Here is a 13,320-nt window from a genome sequence, read left to right as displayed (position 1 = left end):
ACGTGCAATGTGCCGAAATTGGGCAGGTCGCCTAACGAACACAATGGACCAGCGCGCCACTGGTAGCTACCTGGTAGCTACAGCGAGCCAACGGTTCTCGTCATTTACGGTAAGTGTCTGATTTTTTTGGTACAGTTGGGTGGGCTCGAACCACCGACCTCCTGTTCCACAGACAGGCGCTCTAACCAACTGAGCTACAACTGCATCGCGGACGGCTCCTGCGCGTCGGGCACGAACGTCCAGGGATCATGCGCGAGTGGGGCCGGACGAGGCGGAAACTAGGTGCAATGCATCGCTTTGGCAAGCCGGGAAGCACGGCAGGCCGACCGCAATCTTTTCGCCAAAACAACGGCCCGGGCGCGAGGCCCGGGCCGAAACTCAATTCGAACGGAGCGGCGTGCTCAGGCCGCCGGCTTGTAATACTTGGCGGCGTTGGCCTTGATCGGCTCGGCGGTCTCGCTCGCGACCCGCTGACCGAGCTCGGCGAGTTCCTTGGCCTGCGAGCTCAGCGCCTCGAACTGCTTGCGAGCGTGGCCGGTCCAGAGTTCCACCGCGTCCGACGGCGACTTGATGCCGAGCAACTCGTGCGCGAAATCGAGGTTCGACGTGGTGTTGGCCTTCATGAACTCCATCAGCTTGGAGGTGTATTCGCTGGCGCCCTTGCTGACGCAATTGAAGACGGCTTCCACGGTGCCGTTGTGGCTCTCGGCCGCGTCCTTGAACTTGGCGTAGTTGTCGCGCGCCTGGGAGACGCCCTTCTCGGCAAAGGCACGCATCTGTTCGGGAACTTCGAATGGAATGACGGAAGCGGAGAACGGATCGGTCGAACTGGTCATGGCGGAATATCCTTCGCAACGGGGATGAGAGGTTTATTCGCGCCCCCGGCGGCCAAGATGCGGGGAACGTCGAACGAGTGCACGCGGTGGGAACGCCCCTTGAGGGCTGAACATGTCTACACCCTTATCTTGTCAACATTGTGCAACGCAATGAAACTTTGGTGCAATGCGATGCACCCGAACATTGCCGGGCTGCTCACCGCGCGGCCGCCCTCCGAAGCGGTGAAGCAAACGAGTTCGGGGTACTAAACCTGTGGTTTTGCGGCCTCCATCGCAGCCTTGCCGACGATCTGGCCCATCTCGGCGGCCTGCTCGGCGAGCGAACGCATCTGCGCCTGTACATATTCGCCGTGCAGCTTCATCACGTCGGACAAATCCTTGGCGTGCAGCAACGCCTGCGCGTAGTCCAACGATGCCTGCACGTTCCTTTCCGCATAGGCGAAGGCCTTGACGCTGACGTCCTTGGCGCCGGCGCGCACCGTTGCGCCGCGCTCCTCGAACGTGCCCGCCGTCGCCTGCGCGCCGGCAAGGAACTTCTCGAAATTCTTGCGCGCCTGCTCGACGGTTGCCTCGGCCATCGAGCGCATCTCCTTGGGGATCTCGAAATGATCGCGTGCTTGATCGTTCATCGTGTCTCTCCCTGTTCCGCCCGTCGCTCCGGCCCCTGGCCGATCGCCGATATGACGCCGCGCGGGTATGGTGGACCTTCGCCAGCCGTTTGCAACAGAGAACGGCCACGCCCCCTTGCTGGTTCGACCACATTAAGGTTATTCGCCAAGGTTACCCGCCGCTTTGGGGGCCCCATTCGCGGCGGCAAGTGGACCTGCGGCACGGCACGGGCAATACTAACGATCCGTTAATCCGAAGGGCGGCCGGCCGGATTTCCTTGGGGCGGCGCCGGGCGTCCCACCGAGCCGGGCCGAATAGCATCATGATGCACGGACAATCGACATTGCACGGCGTCGGCGATCCCCGACTGGCCGTACATGCTGCGAGCGCCCTGCCAGTCTGGTTATGGTCAACCGACGGCAGCAGGATTCTCTGGGGCAATCCCGTCGGCGCGCGCGCTTTCGGCGCCGCCAGCGCCGCGGACCTGGCGGGGCGGAGCTTCGGCCCGGCGGACGGGCATCGGCGCCAGGTCGCGCAACTCGCGGGCCGGCTGTGGCCGGACGGTGCACCCCGCCTGGAGCGGCTGCGCGGATTCGGCGCGCGGGCCGGCATGCTGGTGACATGCGCTTGCACGCGGCTCGGCTTTGCCGACGGCAGCCACGGCGTGCTGATCGTGTCGACCCAAGGCGCCGGCACTTCCATGCCCCTGCTCGAGCGGTTGCAGCGACTGGTGGAGGGCCTCGAGACGCCCGTCGCCGCCTTCACCCGCGACGGCCTGTTCGTCGGTGCGAGCGCGCCGGCGCATGCGCTGTTCGACCGCTTCCGCAACCTGTCCGAAGCGGATCTCGACACCGCGCGGGGCAAAGCCCTGGTAAGCGGACGGCTGGAGATGCCCATCAGCATCGGCACCATGGTGCTGCAGCGGGTCGGCGCCGGCAGCGACGTCGGCCTGGTTGCGCTCATCACGCCGAACGCGGCTGCGACCGCGCCAAGACAGCCGGCGGCGGTTTCCGTCGAGCAGACGGCCGCGGCCGACACGCCGAAATCAGCCGCCGACGATGAATGCGCCGCTACGCCCTCGCGGCGTCATCCGCTGCGCTTCACCTGGCAGATGGACGCCGAAGGCCGCTTCCTGCTCGGCGAAAGCGAGTTCACCCGCCTGATCGGCATGCGGACCGCGCGAGGCTTTGGCCGGCCGTGGCACGAGATTGTGGCGGTGTATGGTCTCGATCCGGCCGGCCGCGTGCTGGAAGCGATCGCCACGGGAAACACCTGGAGCGGAATCACCGTGTACTGGCCGGTCGATGACGGCGGCCGGCTGCCGGTCGAGCTTTCGGGCCTGCCGGTGCACGACCATGAGCGCAATTTCGCCGGCTATCGCGGCTTCGGCGTCTGCCGGGATATCGACAGTCTCGAGCATCTCGCCGAGCTCAGGCGCGCCGAGCCGTTGGGTGACCTGACATCGGAACCCCCTGCTTTCGCCGTAATTGCGTCGGACTCGCCGCAGGTTCTCGCCGCAGTTCCGCCGGAGGGCGCAGTTGTGATCCCGCCTGCCCCCACCGACCTGCCTGCTTCGATTGCCGAAGAGACCTCGCCACAAGCCCGTTTGGATGAGTCCGTGGAATCTCCAGAGAACGTGGTGCCTTTCCCCTCCGCGGCCGACGGGAAATCGCCGGTCCTGACGCCGGTCGAGAACCATGCCTTCGACGAGCTGGCCCGGCAACTCTCGGCGCGGCTCGACGGCGGCGATGCGGAAGCCGTCGCCCCCTCAATCAGCACCCTGGACACGGATGGACCGCAGGCGACACCGCCGGGCACCGGTCGGCCAGCGGCCGACCGGCCGGGCTGGCTCACGCAGCCGGAGCCACCTCCGCGCGGCGCGACGCGGCGCGACCGCGCCCTGCTCGACCTGTTGCCGACCGGCATCCTGATCTACCGCCTCGACCGGCTGGTCTATGCCAACGCGGCATTCCTGAGCCAGATCGGCTATGACAACCTCGACGCGCTGGAAGCAGCCGGCGGGCTGGATGCGCTCTATGTCGAGCCCGGCGTCTCCTCCGCCTCCTCGACGTCCGAGGCCGGCACGCCGATGCGGATCACGGCGGAAACAGAGGCGGCTGAGCCGGCCTCAGCCTTCGACGCGCGCCTGTTCACGATCTCCTGGGATGACGAGCCGGCGCTGGCGCTGATCACTTCACCGGAGGCTACCGAGGCGGCTCCGCAGGCCGCACCGGCGGTGACGCAGCCTGCCCCGATCGCCCAGCCACCAGCCGCCGGCGAGGTCAGTGCCGAGGATCTCGCCTCCATTCTCGACACCACGGCCGAAGGCATCGTGATGTTCGACGCCGACGGCCGCATCCACGCCTGCAACCGCAGCGCGGAAGCGCTGTTCGGCTACGACGGCGCCGAGCTCATGACGCATCATCTCGCCGAGCTGTTCGCGCCGGAGAGCCGGAGCGCGGTCGCCGAGTACATGGAGAGTCTGCAGGGCGAGCGCGTCACGAGCCTGCTCGATCACGGCCGCGACGTGCTCGGCCGCGTCAATGGCGGCGGCCTCATGCCGCTCTCCATGACGATGGGGCGCACACGCGCCGGCGGCCCGAACTTCTTCGCCGTGTTCCGCGACATCTCCCAGAGCAAGCGCAGCGAGAGCGAACTGCAGCAGGCCCGACGGCTCGCCGATCGCGCGGCGAACGACAAGGCGGATCTGCTGGCACGGATCAGCCACGAGGTGCGCACGCCGCTGAACGCGATCCTCGGCTCTTCCGAGGCGATGATCGCCGAGCGTCTCGCGGGATCCGGCAATGCCCGCGAGGTCGACCATGTGAAGGACATCCGCGCCTCCGGCGAGCGCGTCATCGCGATTCTCAACGACCTCACCGAGCTCGCGCGCATCGAGACCGGCAGGCTCGAGCTCGCCTTCGCGAGCCAGAATCTCAACGAGCTCGTCGAAAGCTGCGTCACGGTGATGCAGCCGCAGGCCAACCGCGAGCGCATCATCATCCGCACCTCGCTGGCGCATACGCTGCCGCCAGTGGTGGCCGACGGGCGCGCGCTGCGCCAGATCACCATGAACCTGATCGGCACCTCGATCCATCTCGCCAATCCGGCGGGCCAGGTGATCGTGTCGACCGCGATGTCGGATCTCGGAGAGGTGGTGCTCAGGGTGCGCGACACCGGTCACGGTCTCAATGACAACGAGGTCGCCGCCGCGCTGGAGCCGTTCCGCACGCCGCAGGCGACCGATGAGGCGGCCTCGAGCTCGCCGGTCAATCTGTCGCTGACGAAAGCGCTGGTCGAAGCCAACCACGCCCAATTCCACATCAAGACCGGCGGCCGCTCCGGCACGCTGATCGAGGTGGTGTTTCCGCACGCGCTGGCACGGACCTGAGCGACGCGGGCCGGCGCCTGCCCTATCTGTTGTTGCAGGCGGCGTCCTGGCCCGCCCCCCACAGCCGCCATCTCGTGCCGCTGCCGGACCAGCAGGAGGCGGGCAGCACCTTGAAGCCGTAGGCCTTCCGCGATGACTGCGCCGGCTCCGGCGATTTCAAGGGCTTCGCCGGCTCCGGCGCCGGGGCCGGCGGAGGTGCCTGCGCCACCTTCTGCTTGGGGCGGCTGTCGACGGCTTCGTCCACGACCCTCGCAGGTCCGGTCGCGGCATCGGCGGCGACCACAGGCGGCCGCGGCGGGACCGTCGCCGGTGGCGGGTTGGGCTCGGTCAGCACGCGGCGCCGATCCGCCGGCTTCATCGCCAGCGCATTTCGCGCCGGTGGCCGATAGAGGCGCGGCGTCGGTGCGGGGGGCAGATCGGCGATGTCCGGGGCTTCCCGATAATGCACCGGCCGTGGCGCGGGCGGATAAGGGCCTCGATCCGCCTCGATCACGCGCGGCGGTGGCGGGACGTCACGCAGCGGGACGTTCCGGGACGGGACGTCCCGCGGCATGACGACATCACGAGGCGAGACATCACGCGGCGGCATGTCGCGCAGCTGAACGTTCCGCGGCGGCATGTCGCGCGGCAGGACGACGTCGCGCGGCGAGACATCACGCGGAGGCATGTCGCGCAGCTGCACGTTCCGCGGCGGCATGTCGCGCGGCAAGACGACCTCGCGTGGCAAGACATCGCGTGGCGGGAGGTCGCGCAGCGGAATGCCGCGGGGAGGCGTATCCCGCAGGGAGACATCGCGCAGGGGCATACGGCGGGGAGGCAACTCCCGCAACGGAACGTCGCGCGGCGGGATGATCTCGCGCGACGGAATGGTCTCAGGAGGAACGTCGCGTGCCAGGATGACGTCACGCGGCGGAATCTCCTGCTGTGGTATCTCGCGCGGCAACGCCGACGCGATATCCGGCTGGGCCCGGTCCGCGACCTCGATGACGGTGTTCGCTGGGCCTTCCTGCTGCACGAGGTCGAACAAGATCTGGGCGTGATGGGGATGCAGGCGCACGCAGCCATGCGAGGCCGGACCACCGAGCTTGTCGATCGCGTAGCTGCCGTGAATCGCGTAGCCATTGTGGAAGAAGATCGCAAACGGCATCGGCGAGTCGTAATATTCCTTGGAGAACCAGTTGCGCTCCAGGCGCTGCGGGACGTATTCCCCGCTCGGGGTCGCCATCTGATCGCGCCCGGTCGACACGGGCCAGAGATAGCGCACATAGCCATCCTCGATGACCATCATGCGCTGCGATCCCTTGTCGACGAGAATCTCCAGCCTCGCCTCGGCGCATTCGGCGCTGATCAGCCACGCCAGTGCGGCGAGGACGACCGCATGGCAACGCATGACGATCTCCAACCCAATGTCTTGATGCGGCGATGAAGCAGGCGAATCCGGGTGCTTTTTTGTCTAAAATCGGACGGGCAAAGTGGGCCAGCGGCCGAGCCGCTCGGCTAGTGCACCAGCCGACTGCAAACCCGTTGTACCACCGCTAGTTAGCAGTGGTTACGAACGGTTAACCATAACGCGCAATGACCCTCGCCGGCGGCTGGACCGAGCTAGACTGCCGCTGCGCGAGTCGCGGCTGCTCGCTTGCCGAGCGGAATTGCGTCGAAGACGCGGCTTTTTTGCCATTGCGACGGCTCGATGGTGTGGCGAGATGCGATGCTCTCCCAAATGATGTCCAAATCGCGGCGTCGTCGCCCACATTTTGACATTCCCGTTCGGTGGTGACCCCGACGGACGGCCGCAAAGTCGTACCTCTCGAGAAAGGGAAAACGGTATGGCAGTCTGCCTTCGGCCGTCCGCGACGTGACTGCAGCCTCGATTCGCCTGCAAAACGCGCTGCCGCATGCCCGCGACCAAGGCAAATCCTGGAACAGGTCCGGCCGGGCCACCCTTGGCCGCGCTCGTCCCACCGTCCTGCGCGGACTCGATCAGCCCTCAAAATTGCCAGAATGGGCGTGCACCAACGGCGCGCAATCGTTGCACGGTCGATTGCCGGAGGTAGATTGCGGCATTCATCCTCTACTTCAGCACCGCATCCTGGAGCGCGCGCGCATCGTGAGTGAGGCAGGCAGGTGTCCGAGGCGTGGCCTTCGAGCTTGTGCGGCCTCCGATCGGCCGGCACGTGGCCGTTCGCGATCAATGGGCAAATGATGAGCGTTTCATCCCAGCGCACGGGAGATGCGCAGTGAACTTTGGATTTGTGGCCTCGCTGATCCTGGTGATCCTCGCGGTCGTCGGGGTGTTCATCGAGATTCCGATCATCAGCAATTACGCCTTCTGGTTCGCGATCGGCGCCTACATCTTGCTCGCGGGTACCAGGGCTTAGCCGCGGGCACGGCAATGCCTTCCTCGAGGGAGCACCCCCGAGCAGTCATCCAACACGATCTGACGGAAGCGGCGCGAAGCCGACGAGGCGGCGCCCACAGCGAGCCGCCGCGATGGGGCTTTCGTGCTTGCCGAGATTGATCCGGCAAGCGCCGGAGACGAAAATACAGGGCGTCGCGACTTCGGACGCCGAGAGAGCCGGCGCGAGCCGGCTCTCTCACGATGGCTTCACAGTCTCAATACTCGACGCCGACACGCTGGTAGTCATAAGGAACCGGCTCGTCCCTGACGCCGCCATAGCCATACGGGAACGGCCGCGCATAGTAGCTGGAGCGCCGATATGGACGATCAGGGTCGTTGTAGTAGCTGTAGCGACGATAGTGCGACGAGCCGTAGCTTCGTTCGACATATTCACGTTCGACGTAACGACGTTCGTACACATAGCTGCGGCGCGGATAGTATCGGTGGTAGCCGCATGACGAGCATGAATGGTAGCGATAGCCGCATCCGTCGTCGCCGCAGGGCCGGTAGCGATAGCCGCAACCGCCGCAGGAGTGGTAGCGATAGCCGCCGCAGCGATAGCCGCAGGACCCGCCATAGTCGGCATCGTAGTAGCCCGCTTGCGCAGGCGTGGCGACCGCGAACGCGAGCAGCGCGGCGACCGCTGCGATGAGCAGTGCCAATCGGCTGCGTACTGGCGGGCGGAGCGGAGCAGGACTGCTCATTGTAACCTCCAAATTGAGAACCTCGTCGGGCCATGATCGTGGCAAAGAAATCGACCAAAGTGCGACCGGTTGCACGCGCAACGAAGGCAACGCGCGCACTCTCGCTGTTCCCGCGCGCCGACGCCGCCCTGCGCACGCGTCTCCGGCGCGACGCGACCTCCGAACTAAGTGGCAGAAAACACGAGGATTTCCGTGCAGGTTCCCGCAGGCTCGCGCGGCCGGAACCGCATGCCTTTTTGGCGTTAACCATCTTTGCGCGAATTTCCCACGAACTCCGACGCGATGCCGTTCATGTCATCGAACGGCCGATCGAACACGCGACCTAGGGCTCAGATCTCGCAGGGTGGGCTAAGCGCAGCGTGCCCACCATTCCTTCCGCACGCGATGCCAATTGGTGGGCACGCTTCGCTTAGCCTACCCCACCGACCTCATGACCAGCGATTCTATTACGCGGAAAGACTAGGCGACCTTGTGCTCGGGCAGCTTGGCGAGGCTGCGATAGAGATCGGCGTAGCGGCCTGCCGGCCCCGACCATGAGACGTCGATCGACATGCCCTTGCGCTGGATCCGTCTCCAGACGGCGACATCGTGAAACGCCGAAGCGGCGCGCTTGAGAACCTGCGCAAGCTTCTCGCTGCTGACCGGAGCGAACTTGAATCCGGTCTGAGCGCCGCCCGCAATCACCAGGTCCCCGGCGTCGACGACGGTATCCGCCAGGCCGCCGACCCCTGACACGATGGGCACCGTGCCGTACCTCAAGGCGCAGAGCTGCGTCGATCCGCACGGCTCGACCCGGGACGGTACCACCAGCGCATCCGCGCCGGCCTGGATCAGATGGTCGGTGCCTTCGTCATAGCCGATCGCGACGCCGACCCGCCCTGGATAGGCCTCCGCGGCCGTACGGAAGCGGTACAGCAGGCTGCGATCCCCGCTGCCCAGCAAAGCCAATTGCATGCCTTCATTGACGATCGTCGGCAGGTTCTCGAGCAGGAGGTCGAAGCCGGTCGGCCAGGACATGCGGCCGACGACGCCGAGCAGGAACGCGTCCGGCGCCGGTTGCAGGCCGAACCGCTGCTGCAAAGCGACCTTGTTGATGGCCCTGTTGCCGAGAACGTCGGACTCGAAACAACAGGGGATGTCGGCGTCGAAACAGCCGGGAATATGGGGATCCGTCGCGGGGTCCCAGATCGAGATGTCGATGCCGTTCTGGATGCCGCTGAGATCGTCGACGCGGGTGCGCAACAGTCCGGCCAGCCCCAAGCCATCCTCGTCGCGGAGAATCTCCCTCGCATAGGTCGGCGAAATCGTCGTGATGCGGTCCGCGAAATAGAGGCCGGCCTTGAGGAATCCGATCTTTCCGTAATATTCGACGCCGTCCACCGAGAACGACTCCGGCGGCAGACCGATGGCGCCGAGCATCTGCCGCGGGAATGCGCCCTGATACGACAGGTCATGAACCGTCATGACCGTGGCCGGCCGCTGCTCATTGCCGTAGTGCAGGTAGGCTGGCGCGAGCGCAGCCTGCCAGTCATGGGCATGGACGACGTCGGGCACGAAGGAGGGTACGGCCCCGAGGCCGATATCGGCCGCCACCCGCGACAGCGCGGCAAAGCGCCGCGCATTGTCCGGCCAGTCCAAGCCGTCGAGCGTGAGATAGGGCGATCCCGGGCGCGTGTACAGATGCGGCGCATCGAGCACGAACAGGCCGAGTTCGCAGGACGTGGTGCACAGCAGCCGGGCATCTCCACCGAAGAAGCGCGGCAGGTGAACCACGCCTTCCACCGGACCGAGCATGTTCATGACGCTCGGATAACCCGGGACGATCGTGCGAACCTCGACGCCCAGCGGCTGCAGGGCCATCGGCAGGGCACCGGTCACGTCGGCAAGACCGCCCGTTTTGACGAGGGGAGAGATTTCCGAAGCCACCGACAGGACGCGAACGGGCCTCATGTGCTCAGCCCGTCGACATGCCGTTGCAGCATGAGCTCGTACTTCATTTTTCTTGAACGCGATTCGCGAGCAGCAGCACAACTATGTGACAGCCGTAGCCTTCGATGATGTCGAGATTTTGATAGCCGCCATTCGCAACCCAGAATATCGGCGGTTTATCGCACGCGGGCGGCGGCTCAGGTGCTTCGGGCAACCTTGCGCACCGCCAGCACGCCGCCCGATGCCCGGAAGCAACGGCCCGAACGCGAAGGCGTAACCCAAGAACGCCGGCACCCAGGCGCAGGCGGCGGCATGCAGCAGCACCTCGTCATGCGCCGGCATCAGCACGGCGGCGACGCGCGAGGCGGCCGCAAGCATGACCGCGGCGTAGATGGCCTGCGTCGCAACCGATGCAGACAAGGCGTGGCCGGTGTGGCCGAGCGTGGCGCGTGTCACAGCACCACCACGGCGATGCCGAGGCGGACAGCGACATCCGCCGCTCCGGCGAAACGGGCTTCGAGACGGAACGCGACGTTGCCGGCCAGCAGCAGCACCACCAGCATCACCACCATCAGGTTGCACCAGTTGCGGCCGGGACGATCTCGCGAGCCATGGCAGCCGCGACCAGCGCCAGGAAAGCGGCGTCGACCAGCATCGCCGGCCACCAGCCAACCGCGGCCGAGAACGTCACGCACAGCCGGCCGGCGATCCAGACCAGCACCAGCGTCAACAGCGGCGCACCCTGCAGCGGCAGTCGTCCGCCGCGCACTCGACGACGAAGGCAGGGTCGTCAGGGAAAATTCCAACTGCGGCGTGCGCGTGGCCGAGGGACGCCACCGTGCCTATGTCACCGACTTCATCCGCGATGCCCGCGCCGGCGGTTGTGCCGCCGGCGTGCCGCCGACCATCTCGGCTTTCGCCTGGTGCGCGAACCGAAATCCTTCGTCGGGCAGATCGCCGCCCGACTTGGCAACGCGGTCCGGACGGCGCGGTCCTAGCCGACCAAGGACATCGCCGGCAGGAAGCCGGAGATCACCGCAAGGAACTCCGCCGGCGCCTGCAGTTGCGGGACATGGGCGCAGCCGGCGATGATCTTGAGCCGCGCATCGGGCAGGCCCGAGGCGAGCTCGACCGACATCGGCGGCGGCGTCGCCTCGTCCTTCTCGCCGACCAGCACCAGCGTCGGCACCGTCACCTGGTACAGCTCGTCCCTGAGATCGAGCGCAGCGAGGTCAGCACAGGCGGCCCGAAACACCTCCGGATCGATCTTCAGGAAGGCTTCCCTGCGATCCTCCATCAGGTCGGGATTCTCGGCCTGGAATTCTGCCGAGAACAGCCGCCGCATCGCCACCTCGGTGATCGCCGCGAGCCCGGCCGCCTTGGAGACCGCCGCCATGTTGCGGAACGCCTCGCGCCCCGCGTCGGAGAAGGCCGCACCGCAATTGGCCAGGATCAGCCGCGACGCGATCTGCGGATGGCGGATCGCCATCTGCAAGGCGACGAAGCCGCCATAACCGTTACCGAGCACGACCGCCGGCTGGCCGCGAGCGCCCTCGGCGACCACCTCGGCCATGCGGTCGGCGACCCCGGCGAGCCCGCCGCCGACGGCTTGCGAGCGGCCGAAACCCGGCAGTTCTGGAATGATGACCCGAAACGAGGTCGACAATTCCGGCGCGATCGCATCGAAACTGGCGCGATCGGACAATAGCGAATGAAACAGGAACAGCGGCGGCCCGTATCCCACCTCGGCCGCGTTGACGGTGCCGCCGGCGAAACGCCGATACATAACCTTTTCCTTTGGCAATGACTTGCCCCCAGCCGACCCGGTTTGATTGTGAGGTTAAATTCTGGACATTTCAAGTTCTCGTCGCTTGACGTGATATTTCACGATTGCGAAATTCCGCCCGCCGAGCAGCAAGGGATACCGATGCTCCTTCGGGACAATGTCTATGAGAGCCTGCGGGCTGATATCCTCTCCTGCCGGCTGGCACCCGGGGATGATATGCGTGAGCAGGAGCTCGCCGAGCGCTATGCGGTGAGCCGCCAGCCGGTGCGCGAGGCGCTGCTGCGGCTGGAGCGGGAGCATCTGGTCACGGTGCATCCGCGCCAGGGCTACCGAGTCAATCCGATCTCGTTGACGGATGCCCGCGACCTCCTGCGGTTCCGGCTCGCGCTGGAGCCCGCCTGCGTCGCGGAAGCGACCGAGCATGCCAGCGACGCGACGCTGAAGGAGCTCGACAAGTTCCGCCGCTTCGCCGGCAGTCGCGAAGATTTCATCGTCTACAACCGCGGCTTCCACATCGCGCTGGCCGAGGCCTCCGGCAACCACCGCATGGCGACTGCATTGCGCGACCTGATCGAGCAGGCCGACCGCCTCGTCAGGGTCAGCATCCTGAACCTGCGGGACCACGACCCCAAGAAGCTCGTCGGCGAGCATGGCGCGCTGATCGAGGCGATGCAGCGGCGCGACCGGCGCAGCGCCGTGCGTCTCATCAAGGAGCACATCTGCGCGACCGAGCGGCGCGTGCTGCCGGCGCTGAAGCGCAATGCCGTCATCATGGAAGGGAAGGACGCATGAACGTTCCGTCCGGGAAAATCGACGTCGAAATCCACGGCAACTTTGTCGACGGGCGCGAGGTCGAGGCCGGCGACGGCACGCTGCTCGACGTGCGCAATCCCGCGACCGGCGATGTGATCGCGCAGATCCCGAATTCGACGAGTGCGGACATCGACCGCGCGATGAAGAGCGCCCGCACGGCATTCGAAGGCAGGGAATGGGGCGGCATGGATGTCCGCTCGCGCGCGCGGCTGGTCAACCGGCTGGCGGACGCCTTCGAGGCCAATCTCGACCAGCTCTACCGGTTGGAGACGCAAAACAACGGCCGCCCGGTCAACGAGACCCGCGCGCAGCTCTCGCGGCTGCCGGATTTCTTCCGCTATTTCGCCGGCCTCGCGCTGGCGCGCCGCGACGCCGTGATCCCGGTCGAAGGCCCCTATCTGAACTACACCCTGCGCACGCCGATCGGCGTCGTCGCCAACTGCACGCCGTTCAACCATCCGCTGATGATCCTGTGCAAGTCGCTCGCCGCGGTGCTCGCGAGCGGTTGCGTCACGGTCGTGAAACCGTCGGAATACACGCCGCTGACGACGTTGAAGCTCGCCAGCATCTTCACCGAGGCAGGCCTGCCGGCGGGCGTATTCAACATCGTCAACGGGCTCGGCCACAGCGCTGGCAGGATGCTCGCGGAGCATCGTGACATCAACAAGCTGGTCTTGACCGGCGGCACCGAGGCCGGCCGCATCGCCGGCTCCGCGGCGGCGAAAGTGTTCGCGCACCAGACGCTCGAGCTCGGCGGCAAGACGCCGGTGATGGTGTTCGACGATTTCGATGTCGACCGCGCCGTCAGCTATGCCGCCTTCGGCGCCTTCATCGGCGCAGGCCAGACCTGCGTC

Annotated in this window: 11 protein-coding genes, 1 tRNA gene and 2 pseudogenes; 6 read left to right on the top strand and 8 right to left on the bottom strand. The window is 66.3% G+C overall.

The features are described from left to right. Positions 1-127: 127 nt before the first annotated feature. The 3 genes from JOY90_RS34295 to JOY90_RS34285 all read right to left on the bottom strand — a co-directional run bounded on the left by JOY90_RS34295 (position 128) and on the right by JOY90_RS34285 (position 1,465). Positions 128-204, bottom strand: a tRNA-His gene (locus JOY90_RS34295). A 197-nt stretch (positions 205-401) separates the two neighbouring features. Further along, entirely contained in the window at positions 402-836 is a 435-nt protein-coding gene (locus JOY90_RS34290) for a phasin (RefSeq protein WP_291695521.1), read from the bottom strand. Positions 837-1,081: 245 nt separating this feature from the next. Then, the gene (locus tag JOY90_RS34285) at positions 1,082-1,465 is read right to left on the bottom strand and encodes a phasin (RefSeq protein ID WP_291695520.1); all 384 of its coding nucleotides are present in this window, start codon (positions 1,463-1,465) and stop codon (positions 1,082-1,084) included. Between the two features lie 302 nt (positions 1,466-1,767). Here JOY90_RS34285 and JOY90_RS34280 point away from each other — a divergent pair, with 302 nt between their 5' ends. Continuing rightward, positions 1,768-4,836 (top strand): PAS domain S-box protein, encoded by a 3,069-nt coding sequence (locus JOY90_RS34280; RefSeq protein WP_291695519.1) that lies wholly within the window; start codon positions 1,768-1,770, stop codon positions 4,834-4,836. A 22-nt stretch (positions 4,837-4,858) separates the two neighbouring features. Here the strand turns inward: JOY90_RS34280 and JOY90_RS34275 are convergent, their stop codons facing one another. Further along, positions 4,859-6,226 (bottom strand): L,D-transpeptidase family protein, encoded by a 1,368-nt coding sequence (locus JOY90_RS34275; RefSeq protein WP_291695518.1) that lies wholly within the window; start codon positions 6,224-6,226, stop codon positions 4,859-4,861. A gap of 847 nt (positions 6,227-7,073) precedes the next feature. Here JOY90_RS34275 and JOY90_RS34270 point away from each other — a divergent pair. Further along, positions 7,074-7,214, top strand: coding sequence for a hypothetical protein (locus tag JOY90_RS34270; protein WP_291695517.1), 141 nt, complete (start codon positions 7,074-7,076; stop codon positions 7,212-7,214). Between the two features lie 235 nt (positions 7,215-7,449). On the opposite strand, the gene JOY90_RS34265 is transcribed toward JOY90_RS34270, so the two are convergent. Continuing rightward, positions 7,450-7,938, bottom strand: coding sequence for a hypothetical protein (locus JOY90_RS34265; protein ID WP_291695516.1), 489 nt, complete (start codon positions 7,936-7,938; stop codon positions 7,450-7,452). A 32-nt stretch (positions 7,939-7,970) separates the two neighbouring features. On the opposite strand from JOY90_RS34265, the gene JOY90_RS34260 reads away from it, so the two are divergent. After that, positions 7,971-8,264 carry a hypothetical protein gene (locus tag JOY90_RS34260; protein ID WP_291695515.1) on the top strand — a complete coding sequence of 98 codons (294 nt, stop codon included), beginning with the start codon at positions 7,971-7,973 and terminating at the stop codon, positions 8,262-8,264. 133 nt (positions 8,265-8,397) lie between these two features. Here JOY90_RS34260 and glgA read toward each other — a convergent pair whose 3' ends face one another. Both glgA and JOY90_RS34250 read right to left on the bottom strand, forming a co-directional pair. Then, entirely contained in the window at positions 8,398-9,888 is a 1,491-nt protein-coding gene (gene glgA / locus JOY90_RS34255; protein WP_291695514.1) for a glycogen synthase GlgA, read from the bottom strand. Positions 9,889-10,095: 207 nt separating this feature from the next. Further along, positions 10,096-10,627: pseudogene (locus JOY90_RS34250) on the bottom strand (NnrS family protein); the annotation flags it as partial. Positions 10,628-10,656: 29 nt separating this feature from the next. On the opposite strand from JOY90_RS34250, the pseudogene JOY90_RS34245 reads away from it, so the two are divergent. Then, positions 10,657-10,865, top strand: a pseudogene (locus tag JOY90_RS34245) (formylglycine-generating enzyme family protein); the annotation flags it as partial. Here the strand turns inward: JOY90_RS34245 and JOY90_RS34240 are convergent. After that, positions 10,862-11,653, bottom strand: a complete 792-nt coding sequence (locus JOY90_RS34240; RefSeq protein WP_291695513.1) for an alpha/beta fold hydrolase — start codon at positions 11,651-11,653, stop codon at positions 10,862-10,864. The pseudogene JOY90_RS34245 and the gene JOY90_RS34240 overlap by 4 nt on opposite strands. Before the next feature lie 141 nt (positions 11,654-11,794). Here JOY90_RS34240 and JOY90_RS34235 point away from each other — a divergent pair, with 141 nt between their 5' ends. Together JOY90_RS34235 and JOY90_RS34230 are read left to right on the top strand one after the other, a co-directional pair. Next, positions 11,795-12,445 carry a GntR family transcriptional regulator gene (locus tag JOY90_RS34235; protein WP_291695512.1) on the top strand — a complete coding sequence of 217 codons (651 nt, stop codon included), beginning with the start codon at positions 11,795-11,797 and terminating at the stop codon, positions 12,443-12,445. Continuing rightward, positions 12,442-13,320: aldehyde dehydrogenase family protein (locus JOY90_RS34230; RefSeq protein WP_291695511.1), on the top strand; the 879-nt coding region annotated here is incomplete at its 3' end. The genes JOY90_RS34235 and JOY90_RS34230, both read left to right, overlap by 4 nt.

This window comes from Bradyrhizobium sp. (assembly GCF_019242285.1).
Taxonomy (GTDB): domain Bacteria; phylum Pseudomonadota; class Alphaproteobacteria; order Rhizobiales; family Xanthobacteraceae; genus Bradyrhizobium.
This window is presented reverse-complemented; position numbering and strand designations above follow the sequence as displayed.